Consider the following 25656-nt stretch of genomic DNA (forward strand, 5'->3'; position numbering starts at 1 on the left):
ATACAAGGCTTACATCTCTGACCCAAGAGACTTGACCCTAGCACTGGTAGCTGGCGACTGATTGGTGAGAGCTAAAATGCCGGAGCCACTTGTAGATCATGATAGCAGTAAAGCCCTTTTATCCCTTCACTAGTTACAACAGCATTTACAATTGCCTTAGCTACTACTTCTGCTGCTAGTGCCCCTAAAATGTTCATGTCAATTTCCTTATCTCCGCTAGAAATAGTAAAGAGAGCATCACCATCAAGATTAGTATGTACTGGATTAATTGCCCTTGCCATTCCATCATGTGCCATCTGTGATATTCGAAGACACTCTGACTTGTTTAGATGGGCATTTGTAGCTATGCAACCTATTGTAGTATTCATTAATTGCCCTCCAACTTTAGACGCCTCCCTTTCCATATCTTTAAAGACATCAATGGTGGGCTTTATTTTCTTGTTGGATATATCCACAGGTCCAGCCAGGATTTCATTTTGGCAAAACGGATCATAGACATCTCCAAAAGCATTGACAGCAATGACACAGGACACAATTACATCACCGTACTGAAGGCTAGCCTGTCCTAAACCAGACTTCATAGCAGACACCATGCCATTTACTTTTCCCACAGTAGCTCCAGTTCCTGCGCCGATATTTCCCATTGATCTATCACTTGTTGTAGCAGCACATATAGCCTCCGCTCCCATATTGCCATTAGGATATGCAAGGGGTGAGCCAATGGCTAAATCAAAAATTACGCATCCAGGAACAATGGGAACCTTTGTTACGCCAGTATCATAACCTATATCTTGGCTTCGGAGATAATCCATAATTCCATCTGCGCAAGCAAGTCCAAAGGCAGATCCTCCCGCAAGAAAAATCCCATGGACTTCTCCCACACTCTTCTCAGCACATAAAAGATCTGTTTCTCTCGTACCAGGTGACGCTCCTCGAACGTCAATAGACGCTGTAGCCTTATTAAGAGGACGTATTACAGTTACCCCTGTCATACCCTCGTAATCCATAGCATGACCGAGGGCAAAACCAGGAACATCACAAAAATATCCAGTATACCTTGGTTTGTACATTTTTTTCTTCCTTTCTAACTATTATCATATATCATTAATTTGCTCTATATTGTTGTCATAATACTATTGTATTTCGTTTTTAAACTTCATATTGGTTTTTAAATACGACTATTTAAGATGCAAGTTGCTCCATCAAAGATTCTTAAAAGAATCCACTTATTTCCTCTTAATTTGTTCTTATACATTATTCTACCACAACAAAAACATATTAAAGCATTAACCTCTTCTTAGAGCTATTATTTCTTATATCCTTATCTTATTCATTCCACACCAAATCAAAATAACCTTCTTTTCAAAGATGTATTTAAGCTTTTTATGTAGAAATTTAGATATTTCCACAGCAATATCATAAAGTGCCGACATACTTTAGCGACCAGCTTTATAGTATTTAAGTCTTATGTTCATGAAGTACTTTAAGTGAAATGCAAACCCTGTATATTCAATAGTTTTCTAGTTCATGTTAAACTTTAATACGAACATATAGTTAAGTGTATATTCTATATCTTCCCCTGGAATTGTTTTTTGCATAAAGTATCTAAATGAAGTAGAATGTCAATAACAAATAATAAGAGGTGTATCATGGAATTTTTAATGAGTTTAGAAGGTCTAGCTCTATACATTACTATATTTATTGCGAAGATTGTTGAAGTTTCCATTTCGACAATCCGACTGGTCTATAATAATAAAGGTGAAAGAGTAAAGGGTACTATTCTGGGATTTATTGAAATATTGATTTGGTTACTAGTTGTAAGCTCTGTCCTTAACAACATTACAGAAGATCCTTTTAAAATATTTGCATATGCATTAGGTTTTGCGCTGGGCAATTACTTAGGGCTCTATATAGAGTCTAAAATAGCCCTTGGTCTTGCATCCATTCAGGTTGTCGTCGGTGAGGAAACAGGAAGCACTCTAGCTGAAGCACTTCGTGAAGATGGCTATGGGGTTACTATTATTGATGGAAAAGGGAAAAACGACAGCTGGAAAAGTCTTTTGTTTATTCAACTTAAAAGGAAACAAATCCCTGCTGCTATTAAAACCATTAAATACATCGCTCCTAGTGCGTATATTACTGTCAATGATATTACGTCCATGTTTGGTGGATTTATTAAAAAATAGTTGTAAATATGCATAATTAAATTTTTATTTTAGTTTATGTTATACTTTAACTAAACCTCAAATTCAGTAATGATAAGGAATTTAACGTTTAAGCTAAACCTTAACTACTTAAGAGGTATTACAAAATAATATATAAAATCAATAATGAAGAATAGCTCCTTTCTCGTTTAAATCGCTTTTATATTTATACTAGTAGAGAGCTATTCTTTTCTTAATTAAATATAAAAGAGTTTTCTTTCTAAATGTTTATTAGGTTCCTTTCAGAATTACTTGACAAGCATAGCTTTAAACTGATAATTTTATTATCAGACTAAAATACAGAATAAAGAAGGAGGAACTTGGCTTTAGGCCAGGAAAACAGATGAGCGATAAGATTAGAATAGGTATTGTAGGATACGGAAACCTTGGCAAAGGTGTAGAATTAGCTTTGGGGCAAAATCCAGATTTTTCCTTAGAAGCTATTTTCACAAGAAGAGATCCAGAAAATTTTAAAACTACTTCAAAAGCAGTTCATATTTCTGATATAGCAAATTATATTGGAAAAATTGATGTAATGATTCTTTGCGGTGGCTCAGCTACAGATTTACCACAACAGACACCACAACTTGCTGAACTCTTTAACACAGTAGACAGTTTTGATAATCACGGAAAAATACCAGAGTATTTCAACAAATTAGATTCTGTTGCAAAAAACTCTAGCAAACTTAGCCTAATATCTGTTGGTTGGGATCCAGGATTATTTTCTTTAAATCGTCTTTTAGGACAGGCGGTACTCCCAAATGGAAAAGATTATACTTTCTGGGGAAAAGGTGTAAGTCAAGGACATTCAGATGCTATTAGAAGAGTAGAAGGCGTTAAAGATGGCGTGCAGTACACAGTTCCTATTGAGAGCGCTATAGATATGGTACGTACTGGAAAAAATGTAGAGCTTTCCCCTAGAGAAAAACACGAGAGAATCTGTTATATCGTCCCAGAAGATGGAGCTGATTTAGACAAAATAACAAATGAGATTGTGAACATGCCAAATTACTTTGCAGACTACGATACCACAGTACATTTTATAACTGAGGATGAGATGCAAAAAAATCATAAAGGCATGCCTCATGGGGGGTTTGTAATACGCACAGGGGTTACTGGAAATGGTACAAATCAGAGAATGGAATTTAGTTTAAGCCTAAATAGCAATCCAGAGTTTACTTCAAGTGTGCTAGTAGCTTATGCAAGAGCAGTTTATAGACTATCTAAGGAAGGTCATACTGGAGCTCGCAGTGTATTAGATATTCCATTTAGCTACTTATCTCCAAAGTCAGGAGAAGATTTAAGAAGAGAGTTGCTTTAGTCACTAGCATGTGGGTATTCCTTTAGGATCAAGATCTTTCGCTTGCGCTCAAGATGACTGGGCAAGAGCTAGGTCAAAAATAGGAGTTCCCTATTACAGTACGAAGAAAGGGCAGAATCATATTCTGCCCTTTTTTAATTAGAATACTATGTACTTATAGAAAATAATATTTGCTATTATTTATCTTAATTTTATTTCATATTACTTTGCGTCAACGCTTGTATTAAATTTTGATCGTCCTACAAAAGCTACAATACTTAGTATGATTAATGCAGTACCACATAATAAGAATTTAAAACTTTCTCCACCACCAAAATTATTGACAATTGGGTTCAGTATAAATGGAGAAACGAACATGCCGATATTAGAAGCACCATTTATTAATGAAATAGCATTAGCGCTCATTGCAGGTGTTACAGCAGAAGAAGCGATGAACATCGCTGTTGGCATTAACAAAGAAAGGCCAAACCCTATGAGAGCACCAGCGATAAAGACACTAGCAATGGACCCTACGATATTAATAAGAAGCAAGCCCACTCCTGCAAGTAAAATAGCAGTTGGAATAATAGTATCTTTTAATCGTTTTTTTATTGAGCCATAAATAACTCCAGCTACAGTTCCTGCAGCGGACATTAAAGTATTTGCTAGTCCTGCAGTTGTTGCATCACCTAAACCATTGTTTACTACAAACATTGCTACATTGGTAGCAAAGGAAAACATGAGAGTCGCAAAAACAAAGGTAACAACAGCCGTGAAGTACACCGTTCCATTTAATTTGCCTTTTTCCCCACTGCTTTCCTGCTGCTGAATGGGAGGATCATTCGGCAAGTATTTCATAACGATTACAATAATAGGGATAAAAATCAAGAAAATCAGATAAGATGATTTCCAACCTAAGCGAGCTAAAAGACTAGATATAAAGATGATAACCATACTACCACCATTCACAAATGCCGATTGTAAACCCATTAAAGAACTGCTTTCATCCCCTACAAAATAATCTGCAATAAGTGCCATGGACATGGTAGAATTAATGCCTTGACCTACGCCAATAAGCGCGCTCGATAATAATAACACATAAATACTTAGACCTCCAAATAAATAGGCAAGCATACCACCTGTAAATGCAGAGAAAAGTCCTACTAATACAATGATTTTCTTAGCAATCTTTCCAGAAAGAGGACCTGCTGAAATAGCAAATATCATCCCCATTAAAGATGGCAATGTCATAATCATTTGAATCAACGACGGATCTGCAGAAGGATAGCTCATAGAGATATCTGCTAAAATAGCGGATGCAATCATAGAAGCCATAAGTACAGAAGATATCGCTAAAATGGCAAATTTAATATGATTTTTGTTATGTTTTGTTTTCATTTAATTTGTAACTCCTTTCATTATTATCAATATAAGTATACTTAATTTGCGTATGCTTTACAAGTTCTTTTTATAAATCTACTTATTTATAATTTCTTATACCCAATCCTTGATATACTCATGAACGATATTATAATAATAATCGATCTCTGTACTTATCAGATGTACTATTTAATTATCGCTTTTTTGTCATGTAAAGCTAAACTGCGTTTAATCCTCTCTTGCCCACCCATATGAACATTTAACTGCTTTATTCCATCCTTTTAATCTGCTTGCTCTCTCTTCTTCGCAAATTAACGGTTCAAAGGTTTTATCAATAGACCAATTTTTAACGACCTCTTCTTTGTTTGCCCAATACCCAACAGCTATACCAGCTAAATAAGCAGCGCCCATAGCAGTTGTTTCCACACATTGTGGTCGGTTTACAGGTGCATTAATAATATCTGCTTGTGTTTGCATTAAGTAATTATTTGCACTTGCTCCCCCATCAACTTTTAGTGTTTTTAGAGAAATCCTAGAATCTGCTTCCATAGCTTTTAATACGTCATGCACCTGATATGCTAGTGAATCAAGAGCAGCCCGTATAATGTGGTACTTATTTACTCCACGAGTAAGGCCTACAATCGTACCTCTTGCATATGGATCCCAATGAGGAGCACCAAGACCAGTAAATGCTGGCACTACATAGCAACCATTTGTATCGTTTACTTTCGTCGCCATATATTCTGAATCCGAGGAAGAATCAATAATGCGCAGTTCATCACGCAACCACTGAATAGCCGCACCTGCAACAAAAATAGAGCCCTCTAATGCGTAATTTACTTTTCCATCTATTCCCCATGCGATGGTTGTAACGAGACCATTTTTCGAAAATACTGGTTTTTCACCTGTATTCATAAGTAGAAAGCAACCTGTTCCATATGTGTTTTTTGCTTCTCCAGCAGAAAAACACGTCTGTCCAAATAAAGCTGCCTGTTGATCCCCTGCTGCTCCAGATATGACTATAGGGCCACCTAAAAATGATGGATCCGTTTGACCATAAACACAGCTTGATGGTTTTACCTCTGGAAGCATACATTTTGGTATATCTAGCTCCTGTAAAATCTCCTTATCCCACTTCAACTCGTTAATATTAAACATCAGTGTACGAGAAGCGTTAGAGTAGTCCGTTACATGCACTTTTCCCTTTGTCAATTTCCAAATAAGCCATGTTTCAACAGTACCGAATAATAACTCCCCTCTTTTAGCTCTTTCTCTAGCACCTTCTACATGATCTAAAATCCATTTTACCTTCGTTGCTGAAAAATAAGCATCAATAACAAGACCCGTTTTAGCTCTAAAAGAATCTGATAATCCTTTTTCTTTTAGAGAATCGCAGTCCTCTGCAGTCCTTCTACATTGCCAAACAATGGCATGATATATAGGTTCTCCAGTATTTTTGTCCCACACAATGGATGTTTCTCTTTGGTTTGTAATACCTATTGCTGCAATATCTGCTGCTGTTGCTCCGATTTTATTCATAGCTTCTACAGCAACGCCTAATTGTGAAGACCAAATTTCATCGGCATCGTGCTCAACCCAACCTGGCTTTGGAAAGAACTGTGTGAATTCTTTTTGCGCAATGCTACAAATCTGCCCTTTCTCATTAAAGAGAATACACCTATTACTTGTCGTTCCTGCATCTAGTGCCATCATATACTTTGCCATAAAAATCCTCCCCAAGTTCTATACTTATGCATCTATTTTTTGTTATAAAATGAAAGGGCTCCATTAATAAAAGTATTAATAAAGCCCTTCTGATTATGTTACATATTTTCAACAAATTGAATTCTTACTCCATTAGGGTCTTCTACAAAGAAGAACTTTATATGAGGATTTGGCGATATTGGGCCTGCTACAATATCAATACCTCTTTGCTTTACGAAATCCATCATTTTATCAACAGAATCAACTTCGAACCCCAAGGATATATCTTTTCCAATTTGAACTTCTTTTACATTTTTATCACAGATAAGTTCTATTTGAGTTTCGCCATCTCCTAAAAAGGAAAGCTCCATATCCGGTCCCCCAGAGAAACTCTTGTTTAAGGGTAGTCCAACTACGTCTTGATAAAATTCAAGGGATTTTTTCATATCTTTTACATGAATAGTCGTCCATAAATATTTCATATATAAAACCTCCTTAAGTTATAGTGTTATTCTACACTTAAAGACCTGATATTTGCAACTTATGATTTTTAAAAACCTACATAAATAAAGATTTTTCCTAAAATATACCACTTGTAATAATCAATAAATTCATATATAATAATTAATTACGCATTGATCACGGCAAAAATATAAACACGATGTAACACAACAAAGGAGAAAAATATTGTTATTTAAAAATCTAAATATAATAGAACCAATTCAAAAATCCTTACTTCAGGTAGGATATTCAGAGGCTACACCAATTCAAGAACAGGCAATTCCAACTTTATTAGCAGGAAAAGATCTATTAGGTTGTGCACAAACTGGTACTGGCAAAACAGCTGCCTTTGCTATCCCTATTTTACAAGGCCTTTCTACTGAGCAGCGAAGTACTAGAAGTAAAAAGCAAATAAAAGCATTAATACTAGCCCCTACAAGAGAACTCGTTATTCAAATTGGGGAAAATTTTGAAACGTATGGAAAATACTTAGGTCTAAAAACTCTTGTTATTTTTGGTGGAGTCTCACAGCACCCTCAAACTCAATCCTTAAATCGGGGAGTAGATATTCTCGTAGCTACGCCTGGAAGATTGCTCGACCTCATCCATCAAGGATTTATCTCTTTAAAACAAATTCAATATTTTGTTCTGGATGAAGCAGACATGATGCTCGATATGGGAATGCTTCAAGACGTAAGGAAAATTATTAAATTTCTACCACAGATAAAGCAATCTATGTTTTTTTCTGCTACCATGCCAAGTGAAATTGCAAAACTTGCAAACTCTATACTAAAAAACCCCACTAAAATCGAAATCACGCCAGTATCCTCTACTGTAGATATTATCGAACAATCCGTTTATTATGTAAATAAAAGTAATAAGACAAAACTATTGATTGATTTGCTAAAAAACAAGGAAATCACTTCGGCTTTGGTATTTTCTAGAACAAAACATGGGGCTGATAAAATAGTAAAGACTCTTGAAAAATCCAAGTTGCAAGCAGAAGCCATCCACGGAAATAAATCGCAAAACGCAAGACAACGGGCTCTGAATAGTTTCAAAGAAGGAAAAACAAGGGTATTAGTCGCTACAGATATTGCAGCTAGAGGAATTGATGTAGACGAATTGTCCCATGTAATCAATTATGATTTACCTGAAGTTCCAGAAACCTATGTACATCGTATTGGCCGTACTGGACGAGCAGGTCATGGAGGAATTGCTATCTCCTTTTGCGATGTGGAAGAAAAATCTTCACTCAAATATATTGAAAAACTGATATCAAAATCCATTCCCGTCATTGAAAATAATCTCTACCCCTTAGTCGAAATGCCTAAGGAAAAAAGCAGTAAGCCAATAGGGAGGAGCAGTTCCACTAGAAACCCAAAAACAGGTTATGGTAATAAAAGTAAGGGATCAAAAGTATCTCAAAGTACTACCCGTAAGAATGATAAAATGAACAGATATAAATAAATTTTGCAAGACAAGAATAGCGCCTATGGCGCGTTAGTCGCTAGTCTTTAGTCACTAGCATTAGGGTATTCCTTTTGGGTCAAGATTCTTCGCTTACACTCAGGATGACTGAGCAGGAGCTAATGTCAGAAGTAGGACTTTCCTATTACATCAAATTCACCCCCTTTCTAGCAAAAATCCAAAAGGGATTTAGCCAGAAAGGGGCTATTTTATTATTGATTTCTCATTTGCTCATCGTACATATTCTTATAGAAACCGTCTTGTTCCATTAAAGACTTGTGATTTCCTCTTTCTATAATCTTGCCCTTGTTTAGTACGATAATCTTGTCTACATCTTTAATCGTAGAAAGTCTATGGGCGATTATAAAAGTGGTACAATTCTCTCTTAACTTTTGGATTCCTTTTTGAATTATTTTTTCCGTTTCCGTATCAATATTAGAGGTTGCTTCGTCAAGGATTAGAATTCTAGGTTTTCGAATGTACGCCCTTGCAAAAGAGATAAGCTGTTTTTCCCCTTGACTAAAGTCATTTCCTTTTTCAAATATTTTCTCGTGAATCCCCCTTTTCACAATGGACTCTGCCCCTACATCCATAAGGGCCTTTTCAATCTCTGCATCACTAAACCCTTCGTCAAGTCCTACATTACCCTTAATATCCGTTTCAAAAATAAAGGGATCTTGTAGAACTACAGCCATTTGCTCTCGTAGAGAATTTCTGTTAATGTCTTTTGTGTTTTTTCCATCAATGTATATATTTCCAAGCCTTGGGCAATAGAAATTTAAAAGCAAGTTTACAATGGTGCTCTTACCACTGCCCGTAGAGCCAACAAAGGCGATACTTTCTCCGCTTTTCACTTCAAAATCTATCCCTTTTAGAACATCGCTCTCTCCATAACCGAAGTAAACACCTTCAAATCTTACATCTCCTTTAACTTCTGTAAGTTTCTCTGGCAATTCCTCCATTGGTTCTAGCCTTAATAAGTCAAATACATGAGATGCTGATGCGTAAGACTGTTCTAGCTCGCCAAACCTTGAAACCACCGTCTTTATATTGTTAAAAATCTTTGTGACATAGTCGATTGAGATGTACATACTTCCGATTGTAACCGCGTAAGCCCCTGTAATTTTCCCCATACCAAAATACAAGAGGACGAGAATGGTTCCAACATAACTAAGAGCATCAATGGCTCTAAAACCTCCGTAGCTTCTCACCTTTGTTACCTCTAAACCGGTTTTGAATATATTTTTATTGATGTGGTCAAACTCCTCTTTGATATGGTTTTCCTTATTGTATACTTGAATAATCTCCATGTTTTGAATATTTTCATTTATACTTGCGTTTATAGCTCCTACGTAACTGCGGTTAAGAGTAGTATACTTCCAGGTCTTATGTCTTAAATCCTTAAATACAATGTATATTATAGGGACAAGTGTCAAAAACAGTATGGCAACGGGAAAACTGACTACAAGAATCATCCCGTAAATACAGATGATCATAATACCTGAAGTGGTCATATCTGCTAGGATCAACTGAAACATGGTCTTTAATCGATTGGTATCATTTGTGATTCGAGATACGATATTTCCAGCAGGCAAATTATCAAAGTAGGATATGGGAAGCTTTGTTACATGTTTATATACATCCTTTTGAACGCTAAAGGAAATTTTATTTGCAGCTTGCTCAAAAGATATGAGAGCTAAATTGCTAAACAATCCACAAAGAACATATATGACTAAATACAACAAGAGAAGTTTGGCAATTGCCATAAAATCTCTAATATCCATATCTAGCTTTATGTAGTTATTTAGTATATAACCAATAATCATTGGACCTATTATTTCTAAAGCTGTACGCACAACAGAAAGAAATAATCCAATAGATAAAGACTTCGATTCTCCTTTTGCATAACGCCACAATCTCTGCTTTACAAATTCATTTCGTTTCTTATTTTTCATCTTTTTCATCAAAGCGACTCCTTGCCATCTGATTCTTGTACTGTTTTGCGTACCATTGTCCTTTTTTAAGGAGCTCTTCATGTGTTCCTCTCTCCGTGATTGTACCTTTGTTAAGTACGATAATTTCATCGCAATCCTTAACTTGACTTATTCTATGACATGAAATAATCGTAGTCTTGCCACGACTTTTCTTCTTTATATTTTCAATGATGTTCTTTTCGGTCTTTCCATCTACTGCACTCATAGAGTCATCAAGTATCAATATATCTGGCTCTTTTAGAAAAGCTCTAGCAATACCAATTCTCTGTTTTTGACCACCAGAAAGAGAAATCCCCTTTTCGCCACAAAGAGTATCTAGACCTTCTGGAAATGTGCTAAGATCTTTTTCAAGATCTGCAAACCTTACAGCTTCCATAACCTCTTCATCTGTAGCCTTTGGTTTTGACAGTTTAATATTTTCTTTTATGGTCTTTGAAAAAATCATGTGATTTTGTGGAACATATCCAATCTTTTCTCGAACACTCGAAATACTGTATTTATGAATTCTTTCCCCATCTAAATAGAGATGATTCGTATCTATAGGGTAAAGACGTAAAAGTTGCTTAATAAAGGTAGATTTACCTGATCCGGTCTTACCAAGCACGCCAAGAGATTTTCCACTTTCAATTTTTATATTTATATCTTTTAAAACCTTCTCTTTTGAAGATGGGTACTTAAATGAATAATCGCTAAATTCGATATTGGGGTTCGTTTCTAAATCAAATGCATCTATACTCTCTACAATATCTTCCTCATAGTCTAATACTTCTTGAATTCGGTCCATAGAAGCAGTACCTTGTTGTTTGATATTGATAAAATTACCAAAGGCGTACATAGGCCATACAAGCATATTTAAATAATAGGTAAAAGAGACCAATTGACCTATTGTAATTTCTCCATTTGAAATTAAAAAAGACCCATACCCTATTGCAATAACAAATGTAAGAGCTGGTATAATCCTTTGGACAGGAGTCATAAGTGCTTGATATTTTACTACATTCATATTTTTATCACATAAATCTTTTCCACTTTCTTCAAATTTATTGTATCTAGATTTCTGAAGATTAAAAACTCGAATAATCCTTATTCCTTCTACATCCTCTAGAATATTTGTATTGAGTTTATCAAATGCCCTTTGGACTTTAGCCCATCTTGCATAGATTTTATTTCCAATTAAGATGCACAAGTAGGCAAGAATAGGCAGCGGTATAATAGAAGCTAAAGTCAATTTAACATCTACAACAACCATCATCATAACAATGATAAACAGGGGAAATATAGTGGAATCAAATAAACTAAGCGTACCTGCTCCAGCTAAATTGCTAATACTATTGGCGTCATTTGTGGCTTTTCCCATAAGAGAACCTGTAGAATGGGTTTCAAAAAACTTTAGAGATTGCTCTAAAAATTTTGTCATAAGATTGTCTTTTGCTTTATAATCTATTTCATTACCTGCCCTAAATGTAAAATAGCTCCAAGACATAGCAAACAAATACTTTATTAATATAATAAGTAAGTCAAGACCTAAGATAAGCAAAAAAACTTTTAGCTCAATGTTTCCTTCAAAAATCATATCCGTTAAACGACCTGTTATATATGGAGGAATCAACCCAACTAAATCACTTAAAAGCAAAAAAAGAACTGCTAAAATATATTTATTTTTGTAATACGAAATAAACCACCAGAATTTTTTAAACATACAGCCTCCTAATTCATTATGTATACATTCTATATTTACACTGTTATAGTATACCACAAGAAAGTGCCTTGGGCACTTTAGCTACCAGTGCTAGGGTCAAGTCCTAGAGGTCGAAAAGTCAACTACATATAAGAGATTTTTCAAATAATAGTTAGGTGATGAAAAACTTGCTATTGTAACCTTTTATATAAAATGAGAAAATAGAAACAGTACATAAAATCATAATATAAACTGAGGAGTATTTTATATGACAAAAGATTGTTTTATTTCATGGAGTGGTGGGAAGGATTCATGTCTTGCAATGTATAAAGCTATCGAGCTCGGCTACAAACCTAAAAAACTATTTACTATGTTTAGCATTGAAAATCAAATTAGTTCAGCTCATAGATTAAGCGAAGAGACCCTAAGGGCTCAGGCAGATGCAATAGGCATTAGCTCCTATATTGGAAAAGCTGCATTTGAGGAGTACGAGAACGTTTTTGTAGATAGCATCACTTCTTTTAAAGCCGAAGGCATGAATTACGGCGTTTTTGGTGATATCGATATAGACCAGCACAGAGAATGGGAAGAAAATGTCTGCAAAAAAGCATCTCTTGAGGCTGTATTGCCCCTTTGGCAAATGAATCGAAAAGAACTTGTAAAGGAATTTATCGACTTAGGATTTAAAGCAAAAATCATTGTCGTAAATACTACTATGCTAAGTACGAGCTTTTTAGGGCGAGATTTATCTTATCCATTAATGGCTGAAATTGAAGATTATGGCGCAGATGTTTGCGGTGAAAATGGCGAATATCACACAATCGTTTATGATGGTCCTATATTTTATAAGCCTTTAAATCTAAAATATAGGGATGAAATCACACCTATAGAAGATCGATGGGCACAGTTGAAAATCATACTTTAAAAATCACAAATAAAAGAATCATCTGCAAATGAATGCATACCCTTTGTAGATGATTCCCTTAATTTTTATTTAATTTATCTTTTTAATGAATATTTATCTTTTTTATTCATTATTCTCCATTATATTTGAACACATAGCTATTTAAGTCTACCTTCAATTTATTTGCTATCGTAGGACATTTTGCCTTTAATAAAAAGAATAAGTTTTCTTTTCTTTCAGAAAGCCCCTCAAAATTACCCTGTCCTTTACTGATAATGATATCTGAATTATTGTAAATTTTAATAAAATCATCAGAACACTCTTCTAAAATTACTCCTGGTGCATCGCATCCCGTAGATACGATTGTTGCTATTTGTCCAAGACCTGATTCATAAGCTTCTTTTTCTGTTGTATCATTTAGAATTGGCGACTTTCTAACAGCATATACAACAGGTATCTTGGGCATATTTTCAATCATTACCTTATCAAAGATCGTTTCTCCCGTATTATCTCCTATAATCAAGATATTGGATGCTTCTTTCAACTTATTATTAAAAATATCCAAATCACATATGTAAAATTCCTTTTCTAATTCACTTTCTACGCATTTTTCAATATCAATATCATAATACACAGCTGCATCAATATTATTTCCTGTAGCTGCTGTTTTTAATGCCCAATATAAATCTCTGTTTTTCTTTTGCATAAATGCAATTAGAAATCTATATACCTCTTTGGCTGCTCTTAAATCTCTTCTTTTGATTTCATAATAAGGATCTTCTTCACCTGTAATATTTATTATAATTTTTTGTATTTTTCGTACTAAGTCGGGAGAATTTTTATACTTTTTATAATCTAACAATACAGCTAACGCTTCTTCTATTATCTTTTTTTGTTTATCGATATCATTCGTTACCAATCTAGAAGACTCCAAAGCTTGTTTTAACATACATGGAATACAATCAAGAGTAATTTCCATACTATCCTCCATTACCTAATATTATATTAATCTCTGTATTTATGAGCATCTTATTAACAAATTATATTTCTTGTAGATGATTTCATGTAAGACAAAATAAATGCGTCAACAAATCTTTCCCTTGTGTTTATATTCAATACCTATGTGTGACATATGCTCATTATCATAATAATCATATTGACGATATATGTCAATAACATCTAAAGCATATAATAAAGATATAAATTCTAATACTTTAAATTATAATAACAAACGCCATGTACAAACCATAGATACCTAGAACTACTCTTTTTGATATACTAATCCCAATTTTTGTATTGCTGCTTCGGGTTTTTCTTCTTCTGTCAAAACAATTTCAACATTAGAATCAGAAAAAACATAGGCTGGATCTTTGTTAGCAAATTCCTTTTAAACTATTAAAATATCTATGTTCTTTTTTATCAAAAATTCAGCTGCTAAAATCCCCTTTCCCTTTGTCTCACTATTATATGGATTAGCAATAAAATCTACTTGCTCAACAACTTTTTCTGATGGTTTAAATGCAAATAGCATGAATATTGGTGCCTCTCCAAAATGAGAACTTATTCTATTTTTTTCCGTTTTAAAGGAAAACACCAACCGACTTTGGTTGATGTTTCTTAGTATTACAATATTAGCTTCATAATATAAAGAGCATTTATCCTATATGACTCTTAATTATTCTTCACATTCATCGTGATGTTGGTGCTCATGACAAACGGAACCTGTGGATTTTAGGCTACCCTGTAGATATGCTTCTGCTGTGGCCTTAGCATTCCCCGTTGCTCCGACGATGACTTCAATACCTTTCTCATTAAAAATATCTATAGCGCCACCTCCCATACCACCAGAAATGACCACATTAACACCCATATCATTTAAGTAATTTGGTAGAAAGCCAGGTTTGTGTCCTGGGTTTGGTATGGATTCACTCTTTATAATTTGGTCATTTTCAGCTTCAAAAATATTGAAGTTGACACAATGTCCAAAGTGCTCAGTTACTATTTCATTTTCACTAGCTACAGCAATTTTAATCATTTTCTTTGCCTCCATTTGTTCTAATATTTTTGCAACAGAATCAAACCAATTGCCATCGAAAAGCTCTATCATTCCGATATCACAAGTTTTAGCTATTTTAGGGTCTATGGGAAGCTTTGCAAGAACCTTTAAATTATGTTTTTTAGCTACTTCTTCGATATGACTATCCCCAAATATATTGTAATCCTTACCATTATCAGGGCATTTAAAGTAAGACATATTTTCTACAAGACCAATGATAGGAATATTCATCATCTCAGCCATCTTAACTGCTTTTGATACAATCATAGATACAAGCTCCTGAGGAGAAGTTACAACAATAATTCCATCAACAGCTATAGACTGAAATACTGTAAGAGGAACATCACCAGTACCTGGAGGCATATCTATGAACATAAAATCCACATCACTCCAGATGACATCACTCCAAAACTGTTTAACTGTATTGGCAATAACAGGTCCTCTCCAAACAACGGGATCGGTATCATTTTCTAAAAGTAAATTAACAGACATAATGTCAATGCCGGTTTTTGTTTTAACAGGCAATAGTCCAAGTTCATTACCTACAGCTTTTTCTCTAATGCCAAAAGCTTTAGGAATAGAAGGCCCAGTGATATCAGCATCAAGAATAGCAGTATGATAACCCATTCTGTTCATTGTAACTGCAAGCATAGAAGTAACCAGTGACTTACCTACTCCTCCTTTGCCACTAACAATACCGATGACCCTTTTAACGTTGCTCATTTCATGTAATTTCTCAGAGAAATCATTTTGTTGTTCTTTTCTTTCTGCACAGTCTTCTGCGCAACTGTTGCAGCTTTGATCACAATTTTCGCTCATAATTTTAGCTCCTTATTTTTAGATTGTTATACAAAAAGTTTTTGTCTACTTGTTTTAATATAATACATACTAAGTCAATGATTATCGTTAAAATCATTAGATATGGATTGTTCTGGACTCCTATTTTTACAATTATTATCTTGATCCATTATCGTCTTTAAATAAGAGTTCCATAGCCTTATTATAGGCCTCTCTTACTGCTAACCCCGATGCACAATTTATATCCACAATAGTCTGGCCGTTATTAATCGCTTTTACTGCATCTGAATCAAAAGGTATTTTACCTACAAAGGTCAATCCTTTGTTTTTACAAAACAGCTCTATCTTCTCTGTATTTGCATAATTGGTATCAAATTTGTTTATACAGATTGCGATTTTCGTTCCAAATTTTGCTGCTGTTTTTATGATGCGCTCCATATCGCTAATCCCCGATATTGAAGGCTCAGCCACGATTAGAACCATATCCACACCACTAAGGGATGCTATAAAGGGGCAGCCAATACCCGGTGAACCGTCAATAATGGCAAGTTCAGTATCCGGATCTGCTAATTTCATCTGCTTTTTGACCTCAGTAACCAACATTCCAGAGGTACCACTGCCCATTTTCAATTGTGCTGTTGAAAAAACTCTTTCTTCATTTGTATACAACATCAACTCTCCAGCTATAGCAGGTTTTAATGATATCGCGTCTACAGGACAAACATACTCGCAAACACCACAGCTTTCACAGGCAAAAGAATCTACTTTATATGTCCTTTTAACTGAAATAGCGTCAAATCTACAGTTTTGTCTACATTGATCACATTCAATACATAGTTCAGGATTAATCTCAGATTTTGGCAGACCATAATAATCTGTTTTTTTCGGCTCAGACCCTTGTCCTATTATAAGGTGTAGATTAGGTGCATCTACATCACAATCTGCGTAAACCTTAGCGTTTGAAAGCTTTATAAAAGCGCTGGCTATTGTCGTTTTTCCAGTACCTCCTTTTCCGCTAAGAATTAGTAGTTGTTTCATATTGCACCTCCCTTTTTACGGTCTCTAGCAGAGAAGAAAATATGGCATAGTATTTTTTGGTTTTTCTAGCTGCAATTTCAGCATTTGAATTCAACATGCCTAGTTCGTTGTCAAAGGGTAAACGCTTTAAAATCTTGATGTTTTTTTCTAGACAGAATTTTTCAGCTGGATTTTCTCCGTCTACACATTTATTGAGAACCACCCCGAAAGGCTTATTAAATAACTTGACTAGTTCGTATACCATATTGAGATTATGAACGCCAAATAATGTAGGCTCAGCGACTAACACACAATAATCAGCATCCTTAATGCTCTCCATTACGATACAAGCACTTCCAGGAGGGCAATCAATAAAAGTCTGTTCATCTCCTTTGGATTTATTGTTGACAAGCAGTTTTTTTATAATTGAAATACCTGAAGCTTCGCCTGTGTCCAATATTCCTGTGTATACTGTTACCTCATCGGAAATTCCTCTTTGCATTTTCCCAATACCTTTTTCTTTCTCTGTCAACGCTTTTTCTGGGCAAAGCATAATGCAACCACCACAGGAGTGACAAATCTCTTCAAATATAATCAGTTTGTCTTTTATATAGGCAAGGGCATTAAATTTGCAAAAGTCAACGCACTTTCGGCATCCATTGCAACGTTCATTATCCACTTGTGGAATTTTTACAGATACTTCTTCTTCCTGCACATCTATAGGTTTAAAAAACAGATGTCCATTGGGTTCTTCAACATCACAATCAATATAAGTTGATTTTTGCGCTACTGCAGCTAAATTAACCGATACTAGTGTTTTACCTGTACCGCCCTTGCCGCTTAGCACAGCTATTTTCATATTAATTGCCGACCTGGCCATGAAACCCCTCATGAATATCATCTAGCAAAGAAAGCGTTTCGGCAATAAAAGCGTCAATACTATCTTTTACGGATAGGGTTGTCGTTTTATACATTTTAATATTAGCAGCTTTTAACACGTTAGCAGCATTTTGCCCACATCGAGGAGTTAGCAAAGCTTCTATATTACTATCTACAATTATTTGTGCCGCTTTAATCCCTGCGCCACCTGAGCTGGCTACTGCGCTATTGTCTAGAAATACACTCTCTTTTGATTCCGTATCGTATATAAGAAAATAAGGCGTACGTCCAAAAGATACACATACATTTGTTCCCATGTCTTTTTCATCTACAGGTATTGCTATTTTCATAAAAATCCTCCACTCTATTTTATATTTAAATATTTTTTAATTGCATTTCGTAATTCATCGCAAAGGCAATATTCGCTTCCTTAGATTAACAGTATCTTTCGATTGACTAATGATTGTGCTAGCCTTTTCGCGCTTCCATATACATACCTTGAACAGTGGTACGAGCGCCTATTGGACCAGTTTCATCTCTTCTTGGCATACTATTTACCTCCTCATATATTCGTGACATATGTCATTTATGTTTTTATTATACTCTGTTTATGTCATATGTCAATAACTTTTTTTTACTCAACTGACTATTAATTACAAAATCCCTCCATAAATTACACATCTTATTACCATAAATAATGGCAAATATGCCTATTTATGAGCATAAAAGTCTCTGTACTGATCCCTACACGCATCTCAGTAGTAAACATTACTATGCTAAGTATAAGATTTATAGGAGGAAATTTATCTTATAGAGTAATGGATGAATTTTAAAATAATAGAGAAATATCTAGGATCAAAAGTTAGACTTTTCTAGTATACAAACAAAAGAATCATCTACAAATGAATGATTCTCACTTGCAGATGATTCTTTTGTTTGAAATACAAGGGAAAGCAAAAAGAGTCTAGAACTAAATAATCTTGACCCTTTCTCCATCCATTTCTATACATTCATACCCAAGATCTTCAGCTGTTCATTAATCTTAGCTTCCAGATCCGCGATTTCTTGTTTGTCTTGCTCCAATAGTTTAATCACTTCATCAAGGTCGATGGCTTCTTCTTCTTCAAATGTATCTACATAACGAGGAATATTTAAGTTAAACTCGTTTTGATTGATTTCTTCAAGTAATGCCACATGAGCGTATTTATCAACAGCTACACGATTTCGGTAGGTTTCAATAATCTTATTAATGTTTTCATCAGTAAGTTTATTTTGATTCTTCATGAACTTGGTTTAATAGTTGTTCTACCAGTTCAGTAAGATAATCATAGTCTACTTTAACATCTTTTACGTGTGTCATCTTCAGTTCAATTTGATAAAGGGGGATTTTCTTCTCTTTTGCAATATGTGATTTAAGTTCATTCGTCAAAACTGTTGTCAACATGACTTCTTGATCTGAAGTCATCCCTAACTTTTCTACCAACTCATCTGGATTGTCATAGTTGAATCCGACTTTTTCACCATCAATTTCCTCGGGATCATATTGCTTTAATTTTGCCATTCCTCTGTTATATTCACGGAGCAAATCAAGCATATAATCCTTTTGTTTTTCAGATGGTGGTAACTGTTGAAATTCGGTGGTCAAGCTACTTAATTTCCCTACAATTTGTTTCACTTCGTTAAACACATCTTCAAATGGTTTAGCAATGATACCGTCTTTTTGATTAGACTTACGTTGTTCCTCTTGAGATAACACAGCTGAATCTTTATTTGCATAAATAGCAAGGGCTTTATTCATCAGCTTCTCATTTTGTGCAGGCCACCTAAAATTTACCACACGCCCCCATGGTTTCTCTTGCATATCTGCAATACGGTTCGTTCTTGAATAGGCTTGAATTAACCCAGCACCTTTCAAGGTTCTATCTACATAAAGGGTATTAAGTTCTGGTGCATCAAAACCAGTTAATAATTGGTCAACGACAATAACCAAATCCAGAAAATTTCCATCTGAGGCGGATTTGTTTAAACGTGAAGTCACGTCTTGGGTATAACCAGAAACATCATCCATCCCAAAAGATGTGCCAAATTCTGCATTATAAGCTTTAATAGCATCATGTAAACCCTGATTTGTGGCAAGCATGCTATCATTATTCGATGAATTCTGGCTAAAAGTAACGGCAACTTTTAAAGTCTGTCCGCCATTCTTCTTATTTTCTTCGTTAATACGTTGAAACTCATTAAAATACATCATCGCCATTGGCGTACTTGCTTTACTACCGCCTACGTGAGTTGTAAACAAAGCATTATACTTGCCTTCATTAGAACGATTACGCCAATTTCTAAAAATATCTTCTACTACTAATTTGATGTGATCCAGATTTTCATCGTAGAAACTTGGTTCAACAGCATCATCCATATCTTCTTGAGAGAGGTTGTTTACTTTCTCTTGAATTTGTTCTTCGGTCCATTTTGGATAACGTTCACGGTAGAACGCCGGAAGATATTTCTCTTTCATTTTCTTTTCGTCAATTGTTGTCTCAAAATCAACTTTGAAACCTAATACATTACGGTCGGCAATCGCTTCACGAATAGTGTAAGCGTGTAATAGTGGCCCAAAAACATCTTCTGTTCGAAGGCCAGTGGTTGTTTCATCAAACATCGGTGTTCCAGTATAACCGACCCAGGCGGATTTCTTAAAAGCTTTTTGGATATTCTTGAATGAGTCACCGCCTGTTGAACGGTGTGCTTCATCCACGATAAATACGATATTCTTATCTGGCGCTTTAAAGGTTTTTCGTTTCACTAAAGTATCTAGTTTTTGAACGGAAGTCACTATAATACTATTGTCTTTGCTTTTAAGCTTACGATTCAAATCTGTCGTATTGTTTGTATTTTGAACGCTACCAAATGTGTCTTCTGATGCATCGGGGTCATAGGCTTTATAATTTTCATTGGTTTGCTTGGTTAAGGCAATTCTATCCACAACAAATACAACCCTATCTACTTTTGGCATACGGCTTGCAAGCCATGCAGTTTTAAAACTTGTGATGGTTTTGCCAGATCCAGTACCCATATCTATAGTAAAATCAAATTTTTTTAGACTAAGAGTTTGCTCAAGTCTATTTTATAATTGTATATTTCTAATACTTTCTAATATATCTTTTTTTGCTAAAAACACCTTATTGCTAACTCTAGAGTCTATCTGGATAATTCTCTGCCGTGCAGCATAGTTTTCAACAGTAAATGTTCCATCTTTTTTAACTTGTCCTTCAATTATATCATAAACAAATACTACACAATATTACTTAAAACAACAAATATTAACTGTCATTTTGACATTATTGTGCTATAATTATTTAATAACAATCAAATAGGATATTTGTTCGAATTTATTAAAGTGAGTGAGGTGGCTTCTATGCCTGGAACAATACATAACGACAGATGGATATCCCTGCAAGAAGTTTGCGACTATCTTGGCGTAAAGCGCCACACGGTCACGCGTTGGATTGATCAGCGCGGTATGCCTGCATCCAAGGTGGGAAAGCTCTGGCGTTTCAAAACCGCTGATATAGACGAATGGGTTAAAAAAGGCGAAGCCTCCGATGAGCGGGAGGTTATAAAATGAACAGATTTAAGACTTTAAATGCCCGTAGGCTTTCTGTTGTTGGATTTTCATTTCTTTTTGCCTATATTCTATCCTTCCAGTTTGAGGGACAGGTACTGTACAGCCTGCTGAATCTGCGTGGAACAGAAGCCGACCGTTACATACTGGCTGCAATTATCGCACATTTTGCAGGGCTTTTTACCTGTGGCCTGTTTGTCAAATCACAGGCGGCCGCCAAAAGTATGATGTTCGGTGGTATGGGCTTATGCTTAGCCGCCACTGTGCCCTTCTTTTTTGCTCCCTCCTCTCTATGGATAGGCGGACTGATTGTCAGCGGATACTTTAGCGGCTGCGTGGTGGCGGCATGGGGATTTTTTCTCAGGGCCTTTGCTCCCAAGAACGAGCGCATTAAATCCTGTGCCGACGTTCTGATTTATTCCAATTTGCTGATGGTTGCAGTTAACGTGGTGGCCATGAACAGATCAACCTTTATCGGGCTTGGCTTCTCTATGCTTTGCCTTGTTATCGGCATGGTCTTCATTTGGATGCTGCCGTTGGAGCAGGAGAATGAGCAGAACAAAACATTTAAAAATAAGACGCATGGCGGCATTAAAAACCCGCTAATATTGCTGTGTCTTTTTATCTTTATCATCACAATTAATTCAGGACTAATGTATCAGGTCATCAACCCCGCTTTTGAACCTCTGACGAGGCTGGTGAGCTGGTATTGGGCTGTGCCTTATATTGTGGCACTTGTTATTATGCGCAACCTACCTATGAAAGCAAAGCGTTCCAGAATTTTGTATATCGGAATGGCAATGATTATAGGAGCGTTCATCAGCTTTATGCTGTTAGGGCGAAACACTTCCGACTATCTGATTGTGGATACGCTGATGCTCGGTGCTTGTGGTGTTTTTGATCTGTTTTGGTGGAGCATCCTTGGAGAAATGCTGGATTATAGCGACAACCCAGCACAAACCTTTGGCATTGGGCTTTCCGCCAATGTATTTGGCGTGCTTTGCGGAGGCGTCTTGGGAATGACCGTAACATCCATTGGGCTTCCCAGTGCGGAGGTTGCGGTGATTGCCCTTACTGTGGTTTGCGTTACACTGGTTATGCTACCACCACTGAACCACCAGCTTGTTTTACTGCTGAAAAGCCATGCCTACCTTGCTACTTATGACAATATAAGTCAGTCACAGCAAACGGACATTATTCGTCAAATTAAAATTCTTGACCCACTGACCGTCCGGGAGGAAGAGGTATTACAGTTAATCCTTTCGGGCAAATCAAACCGTGAGATTGCCGGGGCTTTGTTTATCAGTGAGAGTACTGTAAAAACACATGTAAGGAACATTTTTTCAAAATATGATGCCGGTAGTCGGGCAGAACTCATCAGCACCCTGCTGAAGAATCAAAGGGTTGAATAATTCATAAAATCATATAAATACAGGGTTTAACTAGCCTCTCATACTAAAGTATGAGAGGCTTTTTTCTGCAAATTCATCCTTTCGAAGGATGCTTTTTAAAGACCTTTTCCTTAAAATCTATATTAGAGGAGGTATGGTGCAAATGAAATTAATCCGCAAACGACGTAATAGATATGCTTTATCGTTGGCAGCCAGTATTTATTTGACGGTGTGGTTAGGCAAGGCATTTATGTTAGAAGTGGTTTTCGCTTTTGGAGCTATCAGCCTTATCTCTCTCCTGTTATTGGTGAGGCAGAGCCGTCTGCTCTATGACGCAACACTCATTTGGGATAATCGAATCCTTGCGGTGCCATCTGCTCTCATCTCCATGCCGGGCCCCCAAATGAAAAAAGACACCGGGGAAACTGTAGTATCTACCTTTGGTATCCTCATCGGCAGTGAAATTTACCGGTGGGGTCTCGACGGGGTGCATGGCGTGCGGCTACACACCGCCCAAATTGACAAAGAACGGATGTACCTGACCTTTGGCGACGCGTCCAAGACCACGCGGGTAGAGTTGCTGCACGGAATGACAGAGAAGCAGGCGATACTGGATGCAGCACAAACGCTGCTTCGTGAAACCGGCGTAACAGCAGAAATTATTAATTGGAAATGAAAAGGAGGAATCCGAAATGAAAAAGACAGTATCTATTTTACTTGTGATAGTTCTGCTTTTAGGGAATCTTACCGGATGCGGCGGTGGAGGCGGCAAAATCAACGCGGCAACGCTTTCACCAGAGACCACCGGCGTCACCTTATCAAACGGCGTCAGCATAGAGCTGGGCGGCTATGTGCTGGAAAGTGAAGAAGAACTTACCGTAACCAAGCAACCTGTGGAAGAAAACAAAGACGAAGGGTATAAAATAGAAGCCTACGACTTCAAGCTGGGCGAAATGTCTGGGCTGTCGGACTTCATCACCCTTCGTATCCCCTATGATACCGCATACTGCGAAGATGGGCAGGATCCTGCGAAATGCGTGGGCGCAAAGTACAAAAACGAGGAAACCGGCCAGTGGGAGGATGTGCTGTTCGAGGTGGATGCCGCCGCGAATGAGCTTATCATCTACACCGACCATCTCTCCACCTTCGGCGTGTTCCATATCAAAAACGAGGGTCAACGCAGTGCCAAAATCACCAACATTTATGCAGACGTTACCAGCATTGACCAGCAGGAAGCTATGGAAACGCTCCGAAAATACGTGGCAGGCGGCGGCACGGACGGAGAGGAAGCAGCGGGCCTCGCGGCACGCCTTCTCACCGCTCATAACGGATTTATGGACAGCGTAGCAGGAGCAACCGGTGATGTGGGCTTTGCCACTGACCTCACAGGTACGATCCTGAACATGGCGTCCCTTGGCAGCCCGACCTTTGATACCGCCCTGGCTGATTCAGCCTACAAAAAGATGAATAAGCTGGGCAAAGTTGCAGCGGCGGTAAAGATTGGCGCGGTGATGCTGAATACGGAAAAGACAGACGCCGATACCCTTGGCTTATACAAGGACACGGCAATGTTGGCACTCTCCTATGCCGAATCCGCCGCCTGGGGACTTGCCGCCAGCGGACTGTTTATTTTCGATTACACCATAACCAGTCTGTTTGAGCAGGGCTTGGCGATGAAAATGGATAAGATAGACGAGGTCTATGTCTATTTCAACGACGAATACATCAGTAAAGACAAGCAGGGCTTTCAATGGACGGCCCGCAGCCTGAAGGATTGGCGGCAGGTGATGATTGATATAGCCGAAGCCAACCCCAACGAAGCCGATGCCAAGGCTGCCATTGAAGCGGAGATAGACCGCTATGCCCGCATATTCTGGACGCTGGGCAGTGCGGATATGGACATCGTCGTTACAGAAATGAAAGATAAGAGCAGCAAAGGCTCCGTCACAATCCCCACTCCCACCGAAGCGGAGATCAAAACCTTGGTGGCTGGTTACAAGGCGTATCTTTATGAACGCCTATACCCAGTAACGCAGTCCATCAGCGTGTATATGCAGCGCAAGGCCGAGGCTGAGTATCTGGCCGCGCTGAATGAGGTTAAAGCGTTCTTTAATCAAACCATCACCTTCAATATCGTGGAGGATGTTCCCAATGGCGAGAAATCGCAGTATGACGGCTACGTCCTGTGCTTCGCCCCGCTTTCCGAAAATGCGGTAAAAGAGAGCTGGAGCGGTACGATGAAGGGTGCGGGCGGAGCTTCCACCAAGTTTACCCTGCTAGGCTATGTGCAGGCTGGTTGTCCCAAGGAACTGCAACTGTTCAAACCTGGTGACGACCCCGAAAGCGACACGCCGGAGCTGACGCTGGGCTTTAAACTCTCCGCGCCTATGACGGAGGTGAAGCTTGGCGGGCTGCCGTTGGAGGAGCTTTTGGGCACTTATTCTGCGACATTTATCTTTGAAGGTGAGACCACTACCTATAATTTTACTTTTATGTACTACGAGGGGCAATTGGTATTTATGCCGGAAGGTAAAGATTTTGGCACCGCCTTCTTGCTTATACCGGGCCCGTATGAATATGACCCCTCCACCGCTACGGCGATTTGTGAAGCGCCAGGTGAGGCTTTGTCTTTTTCTACTCAAGTTAGATTCATTTCCGAGGAAGGCACGGTTCGTTTTTCAAGCGACAATACTGTGGAAGATATTAAAGAAGGGAGAACTTCAACAGTCTACGGCGAGGGTACCAAAATTGATTAGAC

At 37.2% G+C, this 25656-nt stretch carries 20 protein-coding genes and 2 pseudogenes; 8 read left to right on the forward strand and 14 right to left on the reverse strand.

Annotated elements, in window-relative coordinates:
* Positions 1-71: 71 nt before the first annotated feature.
* Positions 72-1070: a P1 family peptidase gene (locus DES36_RS06495; RefSeq protein WP_113920424.1), complete on the reverse strand. Its 999-nt coding sequence runs from the start codon at positions 1068-1070 to the stop codon at positions 72-74.
* 579 nt (positions 1071-1649) lie between these two features.
* Here DES36_RS06495 and DES36_RS06500 point away from each other — a divergent pair.
* Entirely contained in the window at positions 1650-2186 is a 537-nt protein-coding gene (locus tag DES36_RS06500; protein ID WP_170128212.1) for a DUF2179 domain-containing protein, read from the forward strand.
* Positions 2187-2547: 361 nt separating this feature from the next.
* Complete coding sequence (locus DES36_RS06505; protein ID WP_113920426.1) at positions 2548-3525, forward strand: diaminopimelate dehydrogenase; 978 nt, start codon at positions 2548-2550, stop codon at positions 3523-3525.
* A gap of 201 nt (positions 3526-3726) precedes the next feature.
* Here DES36_RS06505 and DES36_RS06510 read toward each other — a convergent pair whose 3' ends face one another.
* From DES36_RS06510 to DES36_RS06520, 3 genes are all read right to left on the reverse strand, one after another.
* Positions 3727-4902, reverse strand: a complete 1176-nt coding sequence (locus tag DES36_RS06510) for an MFS transporter (RefSeq protein WP_113920427.1) — start codon at positions 4900-4902, stop codon at positions 3727-3729.
* A 210-nt stretch (positions 4903-5112) separates the two neighbouring features.
* The gene (gene glpK / locus DES36_RS06515) at positions 5113-6609 is read right to left on the reverse strand and encodes a glycerol kinase GlpK (protein ID WP_113920428.1); all 1497 of its coding nucleotides are present in this window, start codon (positions 6607-6609) and stop codon (positions 5113-5115) included.
* Between the two features lie 98 nt (positions 6610-6707).
* Positions 6708-7070: a VOC family protein gene (locus DES36_RS06520; protein ID WP_113920429.1), complete on the reverse strand. Its 363-nt coding sequence runs from the start codon at positions 7068-7070 to the stop codon at positions 6708-6710.
* 205 nt (positions 7071-7275) lie between these two features.
* Between DES36_RS06520 and DES36_RS06525 the strand changes: the two genes are divergently transcribed.
* Positions 7276-8559: a DEAD/DEAH box helicase gene (locus DES36_RS06525; protein ID WP_113920430.1), complete on the forward strand. Its 1284-nt coding sequence runs from the start codon at positions 7276-7278 to the stop codon at positions 8557-8559.
* A gap of 212 nt (positions 8560-8771) precedes the next feature.
* On the opposite strand, the gene DES36_RS06530 is transcribed toward DES36_RS06525, so the two are convergent.
* Positions 8772-10523, reverse strand: coding sequence for an ABC transporter ATP-binding protein (locus DES36_RS06530; protein ID WP_113920431.1), 1752 nt, complete (start codon positions 10521-10523; stop codon positions 8772-8774).
* The gene (locus DES36_RS06535; protein WP_113920432.1) at positions 10504-12252 is read right to left on the reverse strand and encodes an ABC transporter ATP-binding protein; all 1749 of its coding nucleotides are present in this window, start codon (positions 12250-12252) and stop codon (positions 10504-10506) included. The genes DES36_RS06530 and DES36_RS06535 overlap by 20 nt, the downstream gene beginning before the upstream one ends.
* 247 nt (positions 12253-12499) lie before the next feature.
* Here DES36_RS06535 and DES36_RS06540 point away from each other — a divergent pair, with 247 nt between their 5' ends.
* On the forward strand, positions 12500-13156 hold the full coding sequence (locus DES36_RS06540) for a Dph6-related ATP pyrophosphatase (RefSeq protein WP_113920433.1): 657 nt from the start codon (positions 12500-12502) through the stop codon (positions 13154-13156).
* 109 nt (positions 13157-13265) lie between these two features.
* Here DES36_RS06540 and DES36_RS06545 read toward each other — a convergent pair whose 3' ends face one another.
* The 8 genes and pseudogenes from DES36_RS06545 to DES36_RS06580 form a co-directional block, all read right to left on the reverse strand.
* Positions 13266-14114, reverse strand: a complete 849-nt coding sequence (locus DES36_RS06545) for a damage-control phosphatase ARMT1 family protein (protein WP_113920434.1) — start codon at positions 14112-14114, stop codon at positions 13266-13268.
* A gap of 408 nt (positions 14115-14522) precedes the next feature.
* Positions 14523-14729, reverse strand: a complete 207-nt coding sequence (locus DES36_RS06550; protein ID WP_170128213.1) for a NifB/NifX family molybdenum-iron cluster-binding protein — start codon at positions 14727-14729, stop codon at positions 14523-14525.
* A gap of 81 nt (positions 14730-14810) precedes the next feature.
* The gene (locus DES36_RS06555; protein ID WP_113920436.1) at positions 14811-16010 is read right to left on the reverse strand and encodes an iron-sulfur cluster carrier protein MrpORP; all 1200 of its coding nucleotides are present in this window, start codon (positions 16008-16010) and stop codon (positions 14811-14813) included.
* A gap of 135 nt (positions 16011-16145) precedes the next feature.
* A complete protein-coding gene (locus DES36_RS06560; RefSeq protein ID WP_113920437.1) occupies positions 16146-17027 on the reverse strand; it encodes an ATP-binding protein in 882 nt (293 codons plus the stop codon).
* The gene (locus tag DES36_RS06565; protein ID WP_113920531.1) at positions 17005-17865 is read right to left on the reverse strand and encodes a nucleotide-binding protein; all 861 of its coding nucleotides are present in this window, start codon (positions 17863-17865) and stop codon (positions 17005-17007) included. Before DES36_RS06565 ends, DES36_RS06560 begins: the two co-directional genes overlap by 23 nt.
* Position 17866: 1 nt before the next feature.
* Positions 17867-18235, reverse strand: a complete 369-nt coding sequence (locus tag DES36_RS06570; protein WP_113920438.1) for a NifB/NifX family molybdenum-iron cluster-binding protein — start codon at positions 18233-18235, stop codon at positions 17867-17869.
* 652 nt (positions 18236-18887) lie between these two features.
* Positions 18888-19166: pseudogene (locus tag DES36_RS06575) on the reverse strand (N-6 DNA methylase); the annotation flags it as partial.
* Positions 19165-20994: pseudogene (locus DES36_RS06580) on the reverse strand (type I restriction endonuclease subunit R, EcoR124 family); the annotation flags it as partial. The pseudogenes DES36_RS06575 and DES36_RS06580, both read right to left, overlap by 2 nt.
* Before the next feature lie 306 nt (positions 20995-21300).
* Between DES36_RS06580 and DES36_RS06585 the strand changes: the two are divergent.
* From DES36_RS06585 to DES36_RS06600, 4 genes are all read left to right on the forward strand, one after another.
* On the forward strand, positions 21301-21510 hold the full coding sequence (locus tag DES36_RS06585) for a helix-turn-helix domain-containing protein (protein WP_113920439.1): 210 nt from the start codon (positions 21301-21303) through the stop codon (positions 21508-21510).
* The gene (locus DES36_RS15290; protein ID WP_113920440.1) at positions 21507-22919 is read left to right on the forward strand and encodes a LuxR C-terminal-related transcriptional regulator; all 1413 of its coding nucleotides are present in this window, start codon (positions 21507-21509) and stop codon (positions 22917-22919) included. Before DES36_RS06585 ends, DES36_RS15290 begins: the two co-directional genes overlap by 4 nt.
* A gap of 142 nt (positions 22920-23061) precedes the next feature.
* Positions 23062-23574, forward strand: coding sequence for a hypothetical protein (locus DES36_RS06595; RefSeq protein ID WP_113920441.1), 513 nt, complete (start codon positions 23062-23064; stop codon positions 23572-23574).
* 16 nt (positions 23575-23590) lie between these two features.
* Positions 23591-25654 carry a hypothetical protein gene (locus DES36_RS06600; RefSeq protein ID WP_113920442.1) on the forward strand — a complete coding sequence of 688 codons (2064 nt, stop codon included), beginning with the start codon at positions 23591-23593 and terminating at the stop codon, positions 25652-25654.
* Positions 25655-25656 lie beyond the last annotated feature (2 nt).

Origin of the sequence: Alkalibaculum bacchi, from assembly GCF_003317055.1 — a bacterium.
Lineage (GTDB): Bacteria > Bacillota > Clostridia > Eubacteriales > Alkalibacteraceae > Alkalibaculum > Alkalibaculum bacchi.